Raw genomic sequence first — 18,597 nt, 5'->3', positions numbered from 1 at the left:
ACCGTAACGCCGGGGCTTTGCGCCGCGCTCGCGGCGGCACTGATAACCGCAAACGCGTATGCTGTGAACGCAGGCACGCCGCTTGCGTGTTGTCTGCTTTGTGACGCGCCTGTCGCAATCGCAACCGATACGATATTTGGCGCTCATATGGCCCACTCACACAGCGCTATGATGAAGTGATGACGCATACACCCGACGCTCTCGTGCAGCACCATGCCGCCAATCTTGCAGGTCGCGACTTCGTAGTAGGCGATTTGCATGGTTGTGTGGAGGCGTTGCGCTATCTTTTGCGCGAAGTCGAGTTCGACACCGCGCGTGACCGGCTGTTTTCGGTGGGCGATCTCGTTGACCGCGGCGAGCGCGAGCAGTGCGAACAGGCGCTCGCGCTGCTCGACAAACCGTGGTTCTACGCCGTGCTCGGCAATCACGAAGACGCACTGTGCGCCGTAGCCGAAGGGAAGATGCCGCGCAACCGCTGGTATGGCATCGGCGGAGGCTGGGCGCAGAGCGTGCCCGACGCCGAACTCGTGCACTACGCGCAACGGCTGCGCCAATTGCCGCTCGCGCGCGTGGTGGGTGAGGGCGAAAAGCGATTCAATATCATTCACGCTGAATTTTTCGGCGACGACGCCGCGCTCGACAGCGGCCAGTTCGATTCCGACGTGCGCGAACGCATGCTTTGGGGCCGCGATCTCGTGCTCGGCACGGGCGATCCGGCGCGCCATGCGCTCTCGCTCACGTTCTGCGGGCATACGCCGGTGCGTGAAGTGCGGCAGATCGGCTCGCAGGTGTTCATCGACACCGGAGCGTTCATCACCGAAGGACGCCTCACCATGGTCGAGGCGCTCACATCGCGCATCTTGTCGGTCTCGCAGGTCGAGGCGCTCGCGCACGGCGCGGCCGCGATCGTGCTGCCCTGAGGCCTCGCGCCTGCCGGTCTCCCGTTGGCCGCTCGGCTCATACGATGCGGTTCAACTCGAACACCATGTCGATGGTGTGCCCATTCCAGTTGTATTCCAGATACGCCGCGTGATGGCACGCGCGCAGCAGCGTCGTGCTGAAGGCGGCGAGACATTGGCCGTCCTCGTCGCGAACCGAGGGATACGCAATGCCCGGCGCACGCGCCTCGCGGGCGGCGCGGCCTAGCGCCTGGCCGGCCGTGTAGTCGTCGGGCGAGAGCACGCCCGGGTCGAGCGCGGGGTCATCGCGCAGATCGATCACCTCGCCATGTGCAATCACCGTATAGAGCCGCATTTGCTGGCGGATGGGCGGCTCGTTCGTGGCCGCGAGAAAAAGCCCCGAGTGATAGCGCGTTTCCGCCACGGCGGTCGCGCGCGAGCGCGCGCAGTAGAACACGCCGTAGGTGCCGTCGGAAAAACGGCTGCCCTGCGGATTCAGATGCGTGAAAGCCGCCATGATCGGCCCGTAGCCGGGGCCGAAGCGGCGCTCCTCGCGCGGCACGAGGTCGAGGTCGCCGGTTTCGGTGCGCAGCCGGTCGTTGGTGAGCGCTTCGAGCGCGTAGAGCGCCTCGAAGTCGTCCGCGGAAGCCACGCGGTCGAACAGGTTCACGGCTGGAAACCGGGTGGGAATCACCCTGAACGCGGGTGACCAGGTGAGATGCGCGCTGCGCCAGCGGTCTTGCCAGTTCGTTTGCGTCACGCCCAGCCGCCTCGCATTGCGTCGAGATACTGGCGCACCGCCACGAGGTCGCTGACGTTGCCGGCCAGCATGCGGTCGAGCGCGCGCCGTCCGCCAAAGGGCGGTGCGCTGTTGGGGCGCTTGATCCAGGTGTCGGCGGAGGTGGGTTGGGGCAGGAGAATCTGCAACGCCTTGTAGATGCCGAGCAGCAGCGAAAGGCGTTCGAGTGTGTCGCGGCCCAGCCGGGCGGTGTGCGGGGACTGCTTCCACTTGAAGAACGTGGATCGGCCCGGCGAGCCGAGCAGAATAATCTGCTCTTCGGCGCTCAGGTCCCAGTCGCGCGCAATGTTGAAGAACGCCCTGAGCCCCGCCGCCGACATTTCGGTGAGCGAAGGTTCGGCGCGGGGGCGTCGCGACGGTGTGACGGAAGCAGTGGCGGGTGACATGGTGGTCGAGTCCTGAATTGAACTTTTAGTAGATATTAGTCCATATATGGATTATTGCAAGTTTTGACTCGGTATAATCCTCGCCGGACATTGGGACGGCTTTGGGGAGAGACGAGGTGCGGGCAGGTGTATTGATGGCTCACGCCCGGCGAGGCCCACGCGGCAGCCCGTGTGCATCATCCCGCTTCCGGCGCGGCGCCCGCGTCCAAAAGTGCGATTCCCATGCCGCACGCGCTGCCGCCCATCCTGAGCTGAACGCTATCTAGCCTGTGCCGAGCCCCGACGCGAACAATTGCAGCGTCCCCGCGGTTCGCGGCTCGCGCACCCGCGAGTGAAGCAGGACCTGCGAAACCGGCAGCGCGGGCAAACCGAGCCGAGCGCCGACGTCGATCAGTTCGCGCGGCGCGACCCGGCGCGCCAGCGGCGAAACCGCGAGACCAGCGGCCAGCGCCGCGCCCACCGCGGCGACACCGCCGCCCACGAACACTTCGGTCCACGCCACGCCCGCGGCGTCGAGCGCGCGAATCGCTGCGGCCCGCACCGCGCATGGCGCGGCGAGCAGCGCGAGCGGCAGCGCCGTGCCGGGCTGCCACTGCCATTGTGGCGCGGCGAGCCAGACGAGCGGCTCCGCGAAGAGCCGGCGGGCATCGCCGCGCGGCGCCTCCTCTTCCTCCTGACGGACGATGACGGCATCGAGCCGCCGCTCGTCGAACTGCGCGAGCAGATGCGCCGAGAGCCCCAGATGCAGCTCGATCACGAGTCCCGGATCATGGACGCGAAGCTGGGCGAGCTGGCGGGCGAGGTTGGCGTCCGCAACATGCTCGCTCAGGCCGAGCGCGAGCCGCCGCTCGTCGCCCGCAAGCGCCCCGAGAGCGCGCTCATGCGCGCCCAGCAGGTCGCGCGCGGCGGCGAGGAACGTGAGGCCATCCGCCGAAAGCCGCACGACGCGCGGCGTGCGTTCGAGCAACTGCTTGCCCAGATGCGCCTCGAGGCGCTTGAGCTTGAGGCTCACCGCCGATTGCGTGGTGTCGAGGGCGTCGGCGGCACGCGTGAAGCTGCGCAGCTCGGCGACGAGCACGAAGGCGCGCACGGCGTCGAGATCCAGTGGTTTCATTTCAGATGAAAATGGATGAAATATCTATCTATGCCTGTTTATTATGATAGATCGCACCTAAGCTGATGTCATGTCAAACCCACCGAAGCAGGAGATCGACATGCCGTTCACTCGTATCGCGGTTCGCGCAGGCAAGCCCGCCACGTATCGCAAGGCGCTCACGCAGGGCATTCACCAAGCGCTGATGGAGGTGTTCAAGGCGCCCGAAGACGACATCTTCATGATCATCACCGAGCACGATGCCGATAACTTCGTGTTCGGCCGGCACTATCTCGGGATCGAGCGCAGCGACGATCTGGTGATGATTCAGATCGCCGTGAACAACACGCGCGGGCAGGATCAGAAGAAGGCGCTGTTTGCACAGATTGCCGAAAACCTCGCGCGCGATCCGGGAGTGAGGCGCGAGGACGTGTTCGTGAATCTCGTGGATGTCGCGCGGGAGAACTGGTCGTTCGGCAACGGGGTGGCGCAGTACGCGACCTGAGCGCGGAGCGTGCTGCCTGACGCAGCCGTCAGCCGGCCGCGCGATTGCTCCCGCGCGGCAGCCACGTCACCACTTCTTCTCGTCGAGCAGGCGGTCGAACAGCCGTTCCCGCAGCGCGTCGGGCACGGCCGACAGGCCGAGCAGCGTGCTGAACGCGATGCCGCTCGCGGCGAAGTAGCGTAGCAACGAGAGTTCGAGGTCGCGGGCCTCGACCTGCAGCTGTTCCATCTTGGCCGCGTCCTGGGCCTTCAGGTCTTCGAGCAGCGCCGGGCTTTCGACCAGGGCCGCGAGCACGGCGCGCGCGACGGAGTCCGGCTGGTTGATCGACTCCCTGAAAATCGCGATCTGCGCCGAAAGGACCGGTTCTGCCCGGGCCTGGCCGCCCGCCGCCAGGTGATCTTGCGCGATCTGCTCGAATTGTTCCCGCTGACGATCCAGCAGCGCGCGCAGCACGCCCAGTTTGTTACGGAACTGGTGTAGCAATCCGCCTTTGCTGATGCCGCTTTCGCGCGCGAGCGCATCGAATGTCAGTCCGCCGACCCCGTCGCGGGTCAGGATCGCAAGCGCCGCGTCAATCGCCTTTCTGCGGGAAATCTCGGAACGTGTCTGGTTATCCATGGGCGCGATTGTACCCCTGCATCGTTCCACAAACAAACCGGATAGACGGTTTACATCCTCCGAGACCGATGCTACGCTTCGTCTCGTCGTGAACTCGGCCGGATGCCAGGCGGTATCCGGCAACTTTTAAAAGGATGCCTTCGTGCTCAACAATCGTTTTCTTCACATGTCGTCGGCTTGCGTAGTACTCCTGATGGTGTCGGCGTGTGCGGGCGTGCAGCCCGTGGCCTATAACAGCCTCGCCTCGTCCTCCCAGCTCAAGGAGAACCGGGATCACGACGCCGCCCAGACGCCATTCCGCTATGCGGCGCCGGTGCTCTGGTCGCGCTACTCGCAGGTCATCGTCGATCCGGTCGCGGTGTATCAAGGCGCCGACAATCAGTTCGGCGACCTGTCGGACTCGGACAAGGACGTGCTCGCCGCCTACATGCACAAGACGTTTGCCGACACGCTATCGAAGCGTTTCGACCTGGCGACCCAGCCGTCGCCCGCGACGCTGCGCGTGAAACTCACGTTGACCGGCGCGGAGAAAACGACTGCCCTGATCGGCCAGGCGATGCATTTCGACATCGCGGGCAATCTCTACAACGGCGTTCAGGCGATCCGGGGCGGCAAAGGAGCGTTTAGCGGCTCGGTGTCGTATGCCGTGGAGGTGTACGACAGTGCGTCGGGGCGTCTGCTTCGCGCCTACGTGACAAAGCAATACCCGAACGCGATGAATCTGCCCGCTGCCTTCGGCTCCCTGAGCGCGGCCGAAACCGGCATCGACAAGGGCGCCGATGCGCTCGTCGAGCAGTTGCGCTAACGGCGAAGCCGCCTGAGCGCAAAGGGCGCCGCCGGTCCGAACCCCATCGACTTTCTCGCCAGATCTTCAACGCACCGTGAGTCTCTTCAGCTTCTTTGCATGCGCGGTTGGCCATGCGCTCGCCTTTGCATCCCGATTTGCGAGGCGCGTGTGGCATGTCGTCGTGGGGAAGTTGTGAGTGACCGGCGGTGGTGGCATGCCGCAGTCTGGGCCGCGTGGGTTTTGGCGAACCTGGCTGGCGGCCTGATGCTCGCTCAAGCGCTGTCGCAACGCAGCACCCGTGTAACCGTGAGCTTCGTGTCGGGCGCCGGGCTCGTCGCCGGCAAAACGCCGGTGCGATATCGCGGCGTGGTCGTTGGCCGGCTCGAGCATCTGCGTTTGTCCGCGGATGGTCAGCGCGTGGATGCCGAACTGAGGCTCGATGCGGCCGGACCACACATCGCCATGTGCGGCACGAAATTCTGGGTCGTGCGTCCGCGCATCGACGTGAAGAACATCTCCGGGCTCCTGACCGCCGTATCGGGAACCTGGATCGACGTCGATATCGACATTCATTCGCCCAGGGCGTGCGACACATTCACGGGCTTCGACACGCCGCCGGCCATCACCAGCGACGCAGAGGGCACGCGTTTCGTGATTCGCGCCCCAACGCTCGGCTCGCTGAATGCCGGCTCGCCCGTTTATTTTCGCGGTGTGCAGGTCGGGGAGGTGCTCGGCTATTCGCTGGTGACCAGTGGCGACAACGTCCGTATCGGCGTTTTCGTCAGGAGACCGTTCGATCGTCTGGTCACGTCCGATACGCGCTGGTGGCAATCGAGCGGCGTCGAACTCAAGCTCGATTCCAGCGGCATGCGGCTGGAAACGCCGCCGGCCGCGGCGCTGCTCGCGGGCGGCCTCGCATTCGATACGCCGCGTGGGAGCGTGCGCCCAGTGTCCGCGACGAGCGTCGAGGATTTCCGGCTCGCGGAAAGCCGCACTGACGCGATGCGCGCGAACGAAGGTCCGCCTGCCGTGGTGCGCATGCGCTTCGCGCAGTCGGTGCGAGGGCTGTCCGTTGGCGCGCCAGTCGAATTCCGCGGCGTCGGGTTGGGCACGGTCACGGCGGTCGCTATCGACTTCCAACCCAAGAGCGGACGTTTCGACATGCTGGTCACACTGAGCCTGTATCCCTCCCGGCTCGGCCGCAACTACCGCGACGCGCTCGGCGACGGTGCGGGAACGGCAGGCAAGAGCCTGCTGCACCAGCTCGTCGCTCAGGGACTGCGCGGCCAGCTACGCACGGGAAGTCTATTGACAGGGCAGAAGTACGTCGCACTCGACATCTTCCCGCACGCACCCGCGGCGCGCGTCGACACGGAGCGCTCGCCGGTCGAATTGCCGACGGTGCCCAATTCACTCGAGGAGCTTCAGGACCAGGTGTCGAATATCGTGCGCCGGCTCGACCGCATGCCGCTTCAGGCGATCGGGCGCAACCTGGACGCGTCGTTGCAGCAGTCGAATGTCCTCTTTGCGCGGCTCGATACGGAGCTCGTACCGCGTGCGCGTTCGACGCTCGAATCGGCGCAACGGGCGTTTCGTTCCGCGCAAGCGATGCTCGACCAGGATTCGCCGTTGCAGAGCGACGCTCATCAGGCGTTGGCCGCGTTGCGGCGTACGCTGGCCAGCCTGAACGCCTTATCCGATTATCTCGAACGCCACCCCGAGGCATTGATCTGGGGGAAGCGCGCAGACCCGTGAATCGGCAAGGCCGCCTACGGCGCCCGACTCACCAGCAACGGATCGACCACCCCGATCGCCTCTGCGTCCCGGCTCGCATAAGGCAGCTTGTGCAGCACGAATCGCATGGCATTGAGCCGCGCGCGCTTCTTGCAATCGGAGCGAACGACCGTCCACGGCGCATCGGCGGTGTCCGTCTGCGAGAACATGGCCTCTTTCGCCAAGGTGTACGCCTCCCACTTGTCGAGCGAAGCGAGATCGACGGGACTCAGCTTCCATTGCTTGAGCGGATGCACCTTGCGTTCCTTGAAGCGTCGCCGCTGCTCGGCACGGCTCACCGAAAACCAGAACTTGATCAGATGGATGCCGCTCCGGATCAATTGCCGTTCGAACTCCGGCACCTGCTGCATGAAATCGGCATATTCCTCCGGCGAGCAGAAGCCCATGACATGCTCGACGCCCGCGCGGTTGTACCAGGACCGATCGAACAGCACGATCTCTCCGGCCGAAGGCAGATGCTGCACATAGCGCTGGAAATACCATTGGCCGCGCTCGACTTCGGTGGGCTTTTCAAGCGCGACGACGCGCGCGCCGCGCGGGTTCATATGCTCCATGAAGCGCTTGATCGTCCCGCCCTTGCCGGCCGCGTCGCGGCCCTCGAACAGGATCACGACGCGCTGACCGGTTTCGCGCACCCACGCCTGGAGCTTGAGCAGTTCGACCTGCAGCCGGTACTTCTGGCGCTCGTAGGCGCGGCGCGACATCAGGTTGCGATACGGATAGCCGCCTTCGCGCCAGCCGGAGGCGAGTTCCTCGTCGGGGTGGCGCGAGCGCGAGTTGCGCCAGTCGGCAGGGTTGCCTTCGAGGATCAGACTGCGCAACTGGGCGGCTTCGTCGGGCGACATGCCTTGCATCAATGCTGCGATCGACTCGAGCAGCATGGCGGGCGGATTGTGCCCGGCGCGAGTGCGCGCGACGAGATCATGGACAGCGCCTGCGATCGTCTCGCTCGCGGATTCGACGGCACTGTCGACGGTGCGCAATTCGGCGCTGTGGGGCGTGACGAGCGGCAGTCGTGCGGCGGGGCTGGCGGCGTCGGAAGCGGGGTAGGGAATGGATTTGGGCATGGTGTCGGCGGATGCGGGGATGGGAGTGCATGCGGAGTGACTCGCATTCAACGCGGATGCATCGAAGGCGCGCGCGGCAATGGCACGCAGGGAAGTCGTCGGGGCTTGATTGGCAGGGCGGCGCCGAGGCAAAAGCCTGCGCGCCGCTGGCCAGCGCCGGCCCGCTTGTCCAGCTAACGGCCAGTGCTGGACGCCGGCCGGCTCAGGTGTTTGCCGCCTTTTTGAGGATGAGGTAGAGCGAGTCCTTCAGTTGAAGCTTTTCCTTTTTTAGCTGCTCGACTTCCATGCCGTGCGAAGCCACGACACCCGCTTCCATGTTCTTGATCTGCTGGTCGAGTTCGTTGTGACGATGAAAAATCCGGGCGAAATGGTCGTCCTGGATCTTGAGGCGCGAAATCAAATCTCTGTACTCAGGGAACACTCAACACTCCTTACAGACAGGCAAAATGGGAGAAATTGGCAGGTCGTTATTTTTCCACCGTCTGGTCGTGGCAGTCTTGACCATCATCAGACTCCGATTGCCCGAAGGGTCAGGGACGTTACCTGGGGCATCGGGGCGCGCTCGCGTGTACCATCGATCGCGTCGTCGCAGTTCCTGGTTCTCCATCCGCTTGCACTGTTCCAAGCCGTCGCCCGACAGAACCCTGGAGCGTTCATGGATCGCGTTCTGGAAATCGTGCTGGATGTCGTGATCCCGGCAGCGCCGGATAGAAAAAACGCAAAAGCCGTCGCCGCCACGGGAGCGGCGTCCAGGGCGCACGCCAGCCCGAAACCTTCGGAGCGGGCCGCCAGCCTGGGCGCGGCATTGCCGATGCTCGTGGCGCTGCCCGACGCGCGCGAGCGCGTGACGACGGTCGCCTTCGACCGCGGCGGGGTCCTTCGGGGGCTCGGCTGGCGCGTGGCGGTCGAATCGCGCGGCGACACGCAGCGCGTTGTCGTGTCGAGCCGACGCGTTCATACGCCTGGGGTTACCGTGGTCGCACCGATCTTCGAGGCGGCGCTCGATGCGAACGGCATCGCGCATGCGCTCTTCGACGCCGCGCCCGAGCCGTTTCGCGAGGCGCTGGGCAGCGCGGACGATCTCGCTCCATCGGCCACCCTCGTGGCGATGCGCAGCCGCTGGCAGTGGCCGCGCGATGGCATCGACGTATTGCTTACGCTCGACGAAGACTTGCACGAGCCGTCGGCAGCGCAGCAAGAAATGGTGGCTCGGGACACTCACGGCGCGGATGCGGCGCCCCCGCCCGACTTGTCCGCCTTGCACGAGTTGCGCGTGAGCGCGCCCTGGCCCGAAGGCGAGGACGAGCGGCCTATCGTCGATGCGCTGTTTGCCTGTGCCGGCGACCTGATCGGGGCGCTCCCCGCATTCGTGCGGCTGACCGACGCGCTTGAGCGCGCCAGCGCTGGCAGCGTGACCGGCGACGCCGAAGCCATCAAGGCCGAAGCCGTGGATCTGGCCGGCGCGGCCACCGCCGAGGCCGCGCTCGTGGCGATCGGGCGCAACATCAGCGTGCAGTGGTTCGGCAATGACGCGGGCGTGCGCGACAGCACGAACGGCGAGTTCATCCATCAGATGCGCGTCTCGCAGCGGCGGCTGCGCACCGCCATGCGCATTTTCTCGCGCTGGTGCGACGAGGCGTGGGAGACGCGCATCGAGCCGGAGCTCAAATGGCTCGGCGGCCTGCTCGGCGATGCGCGCGACCGCGATGTCTTCGTCGAATCGACGCTGCCTGCGCTCGCTGCCGCCGACGTCGAGCCGGGGCGCTGGGACGCGATTCGCGACGCGGCCAACGCGCAGCGGCTCGCCGCGCGCGCGCGGCTGCGCGAGGCGCTGGCCTCGCAGCGCTATGCGCTCGCGGCGCTGGCGTGGCTCCAGTGGCTCGACTTGCGCGCGCGACGCGCGCACGACGCCGGCAGCGCCGGGTTTTCGCTGCATCGCCACGCGAAGAAGCGCGTGCGGCGCTACTACGAGCAGCTCGCGAGCACGCAAAAGCTCACGGCCATCGACGAGGCGAGCCGTCATCGCGCGCGCATCAATGCGAAGTATTTGCGCTACACGATCGAATTCTTCGCCACGCTCACGTCGCGCCGCACGCGCATGGAGGTGGCGCGCGCGCTAGCACGGCTGCAGAGCGTGCTCGGCGACGGCAACGACGCCGCGGTGGCCCTGCGCTATCTCGAGCGCATGGACGCCGAGCCGTATCAGCTTGGGTTCGCACGCGGCTGGTGCGAGGCCGTCAAGCGCTATACCGCGAAGGAGGGCGAACGCCTGTTACGCGAACTGGGCGCGCCGAGGGTGGTGCGCGGCGCCTGACGTGCGTCTCTATAATCGCTGGCGCGGATTCGCGGTTTGGCGAGCCGCGCCGAACCATCGTTCGTTCGTCTCGTTTTGGCTTGTGTTGCGCATGATGAATCCCACTGAACTGAACTCCCCATCCGCCGGAGCCGGCCAAGCCGACGCCGGCTCCACTGATACATCGACACCCACCGAGGCGCCGGAACTGGGTCTGGGCGGCTCGGTCTGGTTTCAGTCCGGCCAGCAGATGCTTGGCGGCGCGGCGCGCATTGCGCTGCTGGAAGCCATCCATGCAACCGGTTCGATCACAGGCGCCGCGAAAGCGGTCGGCATGAGCTACAAGGGCGCCTGGGACGCCGTCGACGTCATGAACAATCTCGCGGGCGAGGCGCTCGTGGTGCGCGCGACGGGCGGCAAGGGCGGCGGCGGGACGACGCTCACGCCGCGGGCGCTGCGGCTCGTCGAGACGTTTCGCGCTATCGAGAGGGAGCACCAGCGCTTTATCGAGCGTGCGGCGCACGCGCTTGGGGCCGTTTCGGGCGAAGGCGGCGATGCGTACGCTGGCGGGTTCGCGCGCGACCTCGCCGTGCTCGGCCGCTTCGCCATGCGCACGAGCGCGCGCAATCAGCTCTTTGGCACCGTCTCGGGGATCGTGCGTGGTGCGGTGAACGACGAGGTGTCGATCGCGCTGCCCGGCGGCGAGGGCATCGTGGCCACGATCACACACGAGAGCGCCGAAGCGCTCGGCCTTGCCGCAGGCGCGCCCGTGGTGGCGCTCGTGAAGGCGACGTCGGTCGTGCTGGTCGCGAGCGCGGCAGACGCGGAGCAGCTTTCGGCGCGCAACCGGCTCAGCGGGACGATCGAGGTTGTGCAACGTGGCGCCGTGAACGCCGAAGTGACGCTCGCCCTGCCGGGCGGCACCGTGATCGCCGCGATCGTGACCGAAGCGAGCGTGGACGCGCTGGGATTCGTCGCAGGGCAAGCGGCGACGGCCGTGTTCAAGGCTTCGAGCGTGCTGCTAGGCGTGGCCGGTTGAGCGGCGTCGAACGGGGCGCCGCCCATCAGGCGGCTTCAGGCGTGGCGCTGGGCGGGCGGCGTGAGGCCGTTGCGGGTTTGCGAGACGGGAGCGACCGGCGCGCGGTTGGTGCGGTTGGCCTTCCATTTGGCACGCACGTAGGGCCGGTCGTGACCCGAAACCGTGAGCGCGATGTGCGTGACCCAGCGATGCGTGGGCACATGCACGTTGTGCAAGGCGACAGTCAGCGCCGCGAGGCTCAGCGCGACGGCCGCCGCTGAAATTCGCCGGGCTTGCGCCTGCCACCAGTAGCGCGCGAACACGAGCGCGGTGAGCGCCCCGACCACGCAGCCCGTGACAGCCTCGGAAGGCGAGTGAGCGTCGAGCACGACGCGCGAGAGCGCGACTGCGAGTCCCACCGCGAGGCCTATGGTCACGCCCGTGGCGCGCACGAAGGACGGCGCGCCTTGCAGCATCAGGAAAAACGCGACGGGATAGACGGCCGTGGACAACATGGCATGGCCGCTGATCCCCGTGAAATCCAGTTCTCTTACCCCCACGCCCCAGCCGAGAAACGCGATCTTGGTGAGCGTCACCAGGCCGATTGCCAGACCGAGCACAAACACCCAGCTCGCCGCCATGCGCCACGAGTAGCCGACTATCAGCCACAGCGCGATAGCCAACGCCAGCGGCAGGGTGAGGCCGGCGCCGCCGAGGTTGGTAATCGAGTACCAAAGGTGAAGGGGCAAATCTGGCATGGTCCGCGCTGCCGGCTGTCTGAAGAGGATCCTGGGGTTGCAGGTGCTTAACCGCTACTTCATAGCGACTTAACGCGCGAGCCGCCTGGCTGGCCGACACGCGCGTGAGACACGCATCCAGTATAGCTGCCTCGCATAGACGAAGGCGTGCCTCGACGAACGAACGCGCGGACAGAACCCAGCCTGTTCGATCTGCAGCGTCATCCAAATGGTGTTATTGTGCGTTGCACAACGACGGATCGCGGCAAAACGCCACGATGTGTCGGACCCTTTTACGAGGCCATAGATGACGAAAAATCTGACGAAGCTATGGGCAGGTGGCATGCGACGTCTGCTCGCCATCCAGACCCGGGCGACCCGCGACGCCCTGAAAGGCGCGGGGATCGATGCACCCAAGCCACAGGCAATCTGGCGCGCCGCTCAGGCCGCAGCCGAGCAGGCGGCCAGGCGCGTCACGCCGGGGCAGGCGCGCAGCGCGCCGGTGCGCGAGTCGCGCGTGGGTCCGCGTGCGGCCGCCTGGGCCGCGGGCGAATGGCGCCGCGCGGATCACCTTGTACCGGCGAACGACCTGCATGCCGGACGTTCCCTGCCTTACGGGCTGTACCTGCCGACGGCGCGCAAGACGCGGGGCATGCCGCTCGTCGTGATGCTGCACGGCTGCAAGCAGTCGATGGATTCCTTCGCCGAAGGCACCCGCATGAATCTGCTCGCCGACCGTCATGGCTTCGCGGTGGTGTATCCCGAGCAGTCGGAACGCGCGCATCCGCATCAATGCTGGCATTGGTACGACTCGCGCGACGCGGCGGGCGGCGGCGAGGCGGCATCCGTCGTTTCGCTGGTCGATGCGCTCGTCGAGGAGCATGGCTTCGACCGCTCGCGCGTCTATCTGGCCGGTTTGTCAGCGGGAGCAGGGCTCGCGATGCTGCTCGCGGTGCGCTCACCCAGCCGTTTCGCCGCCATCGCGCTGCATTCCGGCCCCGCTTTCGGTGAGGCGCGCTCGGGCGTGACGGCGCTCGATGTGATGCGGCGCGGCGTGCACCACGATCCAGTGGCGCTCGTCGATACCCAATTGGGCGAGCGCATCCATCCGGGCATGCCCGCGATCGTCGTGCAGGGCGAGGCGGACGCCGTCGTCGCGCCCGTCAACGCGGAACAGGTCGCGCTGCAACTGCTGCGTCTGAACGGTCTTGCGGATACGCGCGGCGTGCGTCAGGGCGTCGTGTCGCGCGAGACCTTCAAGGACGGTTATCGCGAGCAGGATTACGAGCTAGACGGCGCGAGTGTCGTGCGACTGTGCCGCGTGGCGGACCTCGACCACGCCTGGAGCGGCGGCGACGACACCGTACCGTTCCACTCCTCGACGGGACCGGACGCGAGCACGTTGATCTGGGACTTTTTCGAGGCTCAACGCCGGGAGGCCTTCGACGAGGCCTACGACGCCGAATTGACACAGGACGTTGGTTAAAAGCCACTACGGGTAATTTAGGTGTTTACCCTTAACAGGGTTTACCCTATAATGGCTTCATTCGATTCGCGGGCACGTGCCCGTCAAAGAAGGGCCAAATCATGTACCTGCTCAGCCGTCTTTTCCTTTTCCTCTCCGAAACTGCAGAAGCTCGCCGCCAGCAGCGCGAGGAAGCGTACCTCGCGCAGTCCGTCGATATCTACGATCTCGAGTTCCGCATGCGCAAGATGGATCGCGAGAAGGCCACGCGCCACCCGTCGTGGATGAACCATTACGGCTAAGCAGGAATGCAGCCCCCGCTAACGGGGCAAAATGAAAACGGCGCCAAAAGGCGCCGTTTTTGCGTTTTGACTTTGAAGGACTACCGCGCCGCCGGTCAGCGTCCCGAGTCCGGCATTTCCGCGGCCTGCTTTTCCTGCACGCCAAAGCAGCCGCGATAGGTCGCGTAGAACGAGCAGTAAACAAGCGCGAAAAGTACCTTTCGAATCAACGGTTTAAGCCAAAGTTTCTCCCAAAAATCTCGGGTTGTGCACATTTTGTGTACATCGAGGTGAAACATGGCGACGTTCGTACGTAGAGGCGACAAGTGGTTGGTCCGTATCGTCAGAAAGGGCTTTCCCAACAAGAGCAAGAGCTTTGACACCAAGGAAGAAGGCAAGCGTTGGGCGCTAGAAGTTGAAGCGTCGATGCAATCTGGTGGGTTTGAAGACAACCAAGCAGATCTGGCAGTCACAATTGGCGAACTCATAGAGCGCTACCTAGACTCTGACCCCAAGTTACACGTCCTGCCCAATGGACCGCTCGTAACGAAGAACACGATGTACCTGAAATACAGGCTGCTCAATATGAAAGAGCGGCTGGGTGCGTACAGCGTAGAAAACCTCACATCCAAAGTGCTTGCGAAATATCGGGACGAACGACTCAAGGTTGTTTGTGCCGGTACGCTGCTGCGCGAGATTGCAGTTTTAGAGGGCTTGTTCAAGAAGGCCCGAAAAGACTGGGGCATGAGCCTGCCCAACCCGTTTGCAGACTTTATAAGGCCTGAGTATCACGGCAAGCGGGACCGGATACTCACACAAGCAGAGTTGGAACGACTCTGGGTCGAACTGAAAAGCCGTGATGAACTGTGGGAACCGCGCAAAGCGAAGAACAACATAAACCCGCATCTATTGCCGCTTGCAAGACTGGCTCTCGAAACGGCAATGCGACGCGGTGAGATGCTGGAGCTAACTTGGGATCGCGTTGATACCGAACGCAGGGTTGTCTACCTGCTTAAAACTAAAAACGGCAAACCCAGAACAGTCCCGCTCAGCAGTGCAGCAATCGCCGTCTTCCACGAGATACAAGCAGCGCGCGAGAAGATGCCGTTGGAAGGCATTGAAGCTGAATCCAACCGTGTGTTTCCCATCTCGTATCGCGTTGTCGATCAAGCATGGAGCAGGGCGGTCAAGAGAGCGAAGATCAAGGACTTCCGCTTTCACGATCTGCGGCACCAAGCTATCACCAACATGGCAAAGAAGATACCCAACGTCATCGAGCTTGCTGCGATATCCGGACACAGCAACCTCAAGATGCTGGAGATCTACTACAACACCAGGCCTGAGGAACTGGCTCTAAAGCTCGGGTGAAAGTAGCCGAAGGCAGCAGCTTTGCTCCCTTCGTTGTTTGAGCTGCTGTGCTCCGCCCACGTATCTGGACAACATTACGTCAAGAATCTGCAGAGATATCATCACACCAAGTCGGTAAAACCAGCGGTGAAGATCGGACCATAAAAGGGGATAGGCGATGCCAATGCTGTTTTGTAATGTAGGTTGGGCTGAACATTATGACGGTCTGCCGGGGGACGAACCGCGGCGGGGTGGATCTTTCAACGACGCCAACGTTGGAAGCGAAACTTGCAACTTCACGTCCTTTCGAGGAAAAGTCTACGGTTTCGTCCAGGTAACAGATCAAAGGCAGATTAAGATCGAAAGACTTGGCGCTGCCAAGACAGACGAGTCTATTGATGGCGTGACCGTGGTATGGACAGCAGGTCCGGACGAGGGCGGAACAGCCGTAGTTGGTTGGTACACGAACGCAACTGTCTATCGAAACACTCAGCAGTTTGGTTTCCACTCCAAGAAGCACGAGCAAAACAATGTCCCCTTCTATCGCATTGTTGCTGACGCGAAAGATGCGGTGTTGCTGCCTGTTGACGATCGTTACGATCTCATGATTCCGCGCGGAAAGGGTGGCATAGGTCAGAGTGCTGTCTGGTATGCGGACAAACCGGAGAACAAAGACACGGCTGAAATGGTCGCGACGTACATCAAGCATGGCATTCCGCCAATGGTCGATGTTGACGAGCAGGATGGCGCGACCGAGGGGAACAGCAAGCTAGCAACGCATCTGCGGAGAGAACGCAATCGTAAGATCGTCGAGCAGAAGAAGCGGGAGGTACTGAAGCAGACTGGTCGTCTGTGCTGCGAAGCTTGCGGCTTCAATTTCAAGGCATTCTACGGGAAGCTTGGTGAAAGGTTCTGCGAAGTGCATCATCGCGTGCCGTTGCACAAAGCCGATGGGCTTGTGAAAACGACTACGGCCGATCTTGCAGTCATGTGCTCCAACTGTCATCGCATCATTCACAGAACGGAACTGTCAGTCGAGCAGTTCGCAAAACACATCAAGCGAGGTATTTGAAATGCGTTCACCATCGACGCTTCTTAATGCTATCTTCATGTTTGAGAGGCGAACAATCCGTACACGCCGACCCACCAGCGAACAATTCACTGCACCATATGCAAAGGTCATACCCCTACAAAGGTTTCGAAGTAACCATCGACCTTGAACCCTTGTGGGAACCCACAGGCAGCGCCGTGCCGTCGCTTCCGAGCGGCTTTGTCGCAATCGTGTCTATTGGAATGAAGGGGTTGCCAACCCCGCTGGTGTCTCCTATCCGCCTGATGAACGAAAATCAGAAGCCGTTCGGAACGGAAGCGGCTGCACTTATGGCGGGGTTCAGCGCGGGTCAGCGAGTGATAGACAATACGCTCATGCCGGGATGAGCGTGTCCGCAAAACGCGCGAAATGAAGGGGAGCAACTTGCTCCCCTTGTTGTTTGCAATTGCCGCTTATACATTTTCGAACATCGCAGCAGTAGGCCACGGCCATGCAGGTTGCTCCCGAACTTCCTCACCTTTGGTCTGTTCCGCGCGAACATCGCTGCGCACATCTACCTTGCCAGCTTCAAGCGAAGCTTTGTACTTCTCGAACAGTGGTTGCGGCCAGTCTTCGCCGAGCAGTTGCTTCTGCGCTGCTTCGTCCAGATCCTCGTGTTTCAGCTTCTTTGCGTCCGTGCCTGCAAGCTTGTGCTCGTACAACTTGAGTGCACCTTCGAGCAACGCAATGGGTTCCTGCTGAAAACGGATAGCGCCGTTGCGACGACCGAAGAACTTAATCAGGACGTCGCCGTGCTGCATGATCCCCCAGATGCTGTCCTTCTTCGGCTTGTCGTTCTTGCCTTTTCCCTTGATGAACGCGTGACCGACCCTCAGGATTTTCGGTTGCGCAGGCGTCAGTTCAACTACTGCATCACGTACAACAACTGCAAGCGTTTCTGGGGCGTTCTGGCTAGCTTCCGGGGCATCCACAACGACAGCAACGATCTTGTTCTTTGCGCGCTTCTCGCGCTTCTGAAATGCGCTAGCAGTCATCGAAAGTTCCTTTGCCATTTCCGTTCTCCTTTGCTGTGTCAGTAAGTTGCCTACCATGTACAAATGGTAAATTCACGTGGCAACCAATCAAGCAAAGAATTCCTATTGAACCTTATCGATTCAATTAGGAAAACCAACTGAACTGGCTGTTGATCCAACCATGGTGGAACGTAGACTCAGAACGTGGTTAAACAACACGTTACGGAGAAAACGCAATGAGCTACGAACTGCCCCGCGCTGCAAAGCTGCTGATCAACGTCGATAGCAAGTACATCGGTCTGGATGCAGGGCGCACACACAAGGCAGGCAAGAAATGCAAAGTTCAAAGATCACCTGCTGATCCCGGTCTCTTCATCATCTGGTTTGGTAAGACCGAGATTGCGAAGGTGCCCGCGTTGCGGCTTACGCAAACCATCGAGTACACCGACGGACGCACGCAGCTTTGAACCTCGCTGCAACGTGCTATAACATACAGGGAGCTAACAGCCGTGAGAGATCAAATGGACCTGGCGAAGTTTGAGGCGGACCTTGAACTGATGCGCGCGACGACCTCCAAGTTGATTGCCGAACAGGCCAAGATGGTGGACGAGCGCATCAAGATTCAACGGGAAAGCGTTTGGATGCCTTTTGTCTGGGGCGCTACTACCGCATCACTGACCATCGGCGCAATCGTCAGCATCGCGCTGCTGCTTGCAAAGATGATGCACTGACACCCAATTAAGCGTCAGCATACAAAACCCTGAGCGTTGCGCTTGGGGCTTTTTTATAGTTCTTCGTGGATTTCGAAGGATTGCGAACAGGCTGTCACTTTCTCCTAGGTTTCAAGAGAATCCAGCCGCCTACCGCCATGGAGGCTAGTAAGACCAGTGCGTATAGCCACTGCCAATGGTTGTCACCGCCGCTGCCTCCACCGCCGCCGAGATTACCCATCTTGTTCTCGACTTTCAGACCATTAACTTCGGCCTGCAGCGCGGTCGCATTGAGTTGAACGCCGGGACCGCCGACTTGGGTGTCGACTTTCACTCCATTTGCTTCGGCTGAAATTACTTTTGCGGTTGTGTCGGTTTCCCCAACAGCCTTGGCGGCGTTGGCTGCTGCGGCCGCGTCCTCGGCGGCCTTGGCGGCGTTAGCTGCAGCTTCCGCGTCCTCGGCGGCCTTAGCTGCTTTGGCTACGATTTCCGCGTCCTTGATAAGCCCTGCATTCGCAGCCGGCACTCCGGTTACGAGTACAAAGGCAACGGCGAATTGTGCAAGTCGTGCCATTCCGCCCTCCCATCGAACTAGAAGGTGTAGCCCCTACGGTCTGCGCGGTTTAGCGACTTGTCTGTGGGTAACCGCACACATGCGCACCGAATCGACGTTAAAGAATCTGATAGGCACGGAGCATTGCGCTTGGGACCTTTTATTGCTGTTTAAGTTGACA

At 62.7% G+C, this 18,597-nt stretch carries 21 protein-coding genes; 12 read left to right on the top strand and 9 right to left on the bottom strand.

Annotated features, from left to right (window positions below; translation table 11 throughout):
• Positions 1-179: 179 nt before the first annotated feature.
• The gene (locus tag AB4Y36_RS03700; protein ID WP_069261358.1) at positions 180-920 is read left to right on the top strand and encodes a metallophosphoesterase; all 741 of its coding nucleotides are present in this window, start codon (positions 180-182) and stop codon (positions 918-920) included.
• A gap of 37 nt (positions 921-957) precedes the next feature.
• On the opposite strand, the gene AB4Y36_RS03695 is transcribed toward AB4Y36_RS03700, so the two are convergent.
• The 3 genes from AB4Y36_RS03695 to AB4Y36_RS03685 form a co-directional block, all read right to left on the bottom strand.
• Positions 958-1,659: an RES family NAD+ phosphorylase gene (locus AB4Y36_RS03695; RefSeq protein WP_069261357.1), complete on the bottom strand. Its 702-nt coding sequence runs from the start codon at positions 1,657-1,659 to the stop codon at positions 958-960.
• Positions 1,656-2,084 (bottom strand): MbcA/ParS/Xre antitoxin family protein, encoded by a 429-nt coding sequence (locus AB4Y36_RS03690; RefSeq protein WP_069261356.1) that lies wholly within the window; start codon positions 2,082-2,084, stop codon positions 1,656-1,658. The genes AB4Y36_RS03695 and AB4Y36_RS03690 overlap by 4 nt, the downstream gene beginning before the upstream one ends.
• 262 nt (positions 2,085-2,346) lie before the next feature.
• Positions 2,347-3,198, bottom strand: coding sequence for a LysR family transcriptional regulator (locus AB4Y36_RS03685; RefSeq protein WP_368682338.1), 852 nt, complete (start codon positions 3,196-3,198; stop codon positions 2,347-2,349).
• 100 nt (positions 3,199-3,298) lie between these two features.
• On the opposite strand from AB4Y36_RS03685, the gene AB4Y36_RS03680 reads away from it, so the two are divergent.
• Complete coding sequence (locus AB4Y36_RS03680; protein WP_069261354.1) at positions 3,299-3,682, top strand: tautomerase family protein; 384 nt, start codon at positions 3,299-3,301, stop codon at positions 3,680-3,682.
• A gap of 66 nt (positions 3,683-3,748) precedes the next feature.
• On the opposite strand, the gene AB4Y36_RS03675 is transcribed toward AB4Y36_RS03680, so the two are convergent.
• Positions 3,749-4,300 (bottom strand): TetR/AcrR family transcriptional regulator, encoded by a 552-nt coding sequence (locus AB4Y36_RS03675; RefSeq protein WP_069261353.1) that lies wholly within the window; start codon positions 4,298-4,300, stop codon positions 3,749-3,751.
• A gap of 193 nt (positions 4,301-4,493) precedes the next feature.
• On the opposite strand from AB4Y36_RS03675, the gene AB4Y36_RS03670 reads away from it, so the two are divergent.
• Positions 4,494-5,105 (top strand): DUF3313 domain-containing protein, encoded by a 612-nt coding sequence (locus tag AB4Y36_RS03670; protein ID WP_368682583.1) that lies wholly within the window; start codon positions 4,494-4,496, stop codon positions 5,103-5,105.
• A 222-nt stretch (positions 5,106-5,327) separates the two neighbouring features.
• Complete coding sequence (locus AB4Y36_RS03665; protein WP_368682337.1) at positions 5,328-6,842, top strand: intermembrane transport protein PqiB; 1,515 nt, start codon at positions 5,328-5,330, stop codon at positions 6,840-6,842.
• Positions 6,843-6,856: 14 nt separating this feature from the next.
• On the opposite strand, the gene ppk2 is transcribed toward AB4Y36_RS03665, so the two are convergent.
• Positions 6,857-7,894 carry a polyphosphate kinase 2 gene (gene ppk2 / locus AB4Y36_RS03660; protein WP_342947176.1) on the bottom strand — a complete coding sequence of 346 codons (1,038 nt, stop codon included), beginning with the start codon at positions 7,892-7,894 and terminating at the stop codon, positions 6,857-6,859.
• Between the two features lie 256 nt (positions 7,895-8,150).
• On the bottom strand, positions 8,151-8,369 hold the full coding sequence (locus tag AB4Y36_RS03655; protein ID WP_368682336.1) for a YdcH family protein: 219 nt from the start codon (positions 8,367-8,369) through the stop codon (positions 8,151-8,153).
• 234 nt (positions 8,370-8,603) lie between these two features.
• On the opposite strand from AB4Y36_RS03655, the gene AB4Y36_RS03650 reads away from it, so the two are divergent.
• Entirely contained in the window at positions 8,604-10,262 is a 1,659-nt protein-coding gene (locus AB4Y36_RS03650; protein WP_368682335.1) for a CHAD domain-containing protein, read from the top strand.
• Between the two features lie 91 nt (positions 10,263-10,353).
• Positions 10,354-11,280, top strand: coding sequence for a TOBE domain-containing protein (locus tag AB4Y36_RS03645; protein WP_368682334.1), 927 nt, complete (start codon positions 10,354-10,356; stop codon positions 11,278-11,280).
• Between the two features lie 35 nt (positions 11,281-11,315).
• Here AB4Y36_RS03645 and AB4Y36_RS03640 read toward each other — a convergent pair whose 3' ends face one another.
• Entirely contained in the window at positions 11,316-12,017 is a 702-nt protein-coding gene (locus AB4Y36_RS03640; protein ID WP_368682333.1) for a phosphatase PAP2 family protein, read from the bottom strand.
• A 286-nt stretch (positions 12,018-12,303) separates the two neighbouring features.
• Here AB4Y36_RS03640 and AB4Y36_RS03635 point away from each other — a divergent pair, with 286 nt between their 5' ends.
• From AB4Y36_RS03635 to AB4Y36_RS03620, 4 genes are all read left to right on the top strand, one after another.
• The gene (locus AB4Y36_RS03635) at positions 12,304-13,482 is read left to right on the top strand and encodes a PHB depolymerase family esterase (RefSeq protein WP_368682332.1); all 1,179 of its coding nucleotides are present in this window, start codon (positions 12,304-12,306) and stop codon (positions 13,480-13,482) included.
• A gap of 101 nt (positions 13,483-13,583) precedes the next feature.
• Positions 13,584-13,763 (top strand): DUF3563 family protein, encoded by a 180-nt coding sequence (locus AB4Y36_RS03630; RefSeq protein WP_042269847.1) that lies wholly within the window; start codon positions 13,584-13,586, stop codon positions 13,761-13,763.
• Between the two features lie 276 nt (positions 13,764-14,039).
• Entirely contained in the window at positions 14,040-15,110 is a 1,071-nt protein-coding gene (locus AB4Y36_RS03625) for a site-specific integrase (RefSeq protein WP_368682331.1), read from the top strand.
• A 157-nt stretch (positions 15,111-15,267) separates the two neighbouring features.
• Positions 15,268-16,161 carry an HNH endonuclease gene (locus tag AB4Y36_RS03620; RefSeq protein WP_368682330.1) on the top strand — a complete coding sequence of 298 codons (894 nt, stop codon included), beginning with the start codon at positions 15,268-15,270 and terminating at the stop codon, positions 16,159-16,161.
• Positions 16,162-16,592: 431 nt separating this feature from the next.
• Here the strand turns inward: AB4Y36_RS03620 and AB4Y36_RS03615 are convergent, their stop codons facing one another.
• Positions 16,593-17,192, bottom strand: coding sequence for a hypothetical protein (locus AB4Y36_RS03615; RefSeq protein ID WP_368682329.1), 600 nt, complete (start codon positions 17,190-17,192; stop codon positions 16,593-16,595).
• Positions 17,193-17,389: 197 nt separating this feature from the next.
• Here AB4Y36_RS03615 and AB4Y36_RS03610 point away from each other — a divergent pair, with 197 nt between their 5' ends.
• Together AB4Y36_RS03610 and AB4Y36_RS03605 are read left to right on the top strand one after the other, a co-directional pair.
• Positions 17,390-17,620 (top strand): hypothetical protein, encoded by a 231-nt coding sequence (locus tag AB4Y36_RS03610; RefSeq protein WP_368682328.1) that lies wholly within the window; start codon positions 17,390-17,392, stop codon positions 17,618-17,620.
• 54 nt (positions 17,621-17,674) lie between these two features.
• Positions 17,675-17,884: a hypothetical protein gene (locus AB4Y36_RS03605; RefSeq protein ID WP_368682327.1), complete on the top strand. Its 210-nt coding sequence runs from the start codon at positions 17,675-17,677 to the stop codon at positions 17,882-17,884.
• Between the two features lie 94 nt (positions 17,885-17,978).
• Here the strand turns inward: AB4Y36_RS03605 and AB4Y36_RS03600 are convergent, their stop codons facing one another.
• On the bottom strand, positions 17,979-18,437 hold the full coding sequence (locus AB4Y36_RS03600) for a hypothetical protein (protein ID WP_368682326.1): 459 nt from the start codon (positions 18,435-18,437) through the stop codon (positions 17,979-17,981).
• Positions 18,438-18,597 lie beyond the last annotated feature (160 nt).

The sequence above is a fragment of the Paraburkholderia sp. BR10936 genome, from assembly GCF_040965735.1.
In the GTDB taxonomy this organism is placed as follows: domain Bacteria; phylum Pseudomonadota; class Gammaproteobacteria; order Burkholderiales; family Burkholderiaceae; genus Paraburkholderia; species Paraburkholderia nodosa_A.
Note: the sequence above shows the minus strand (reverse complement) of the source record. Positions and strands in the feature narration are given on the sequence as shown.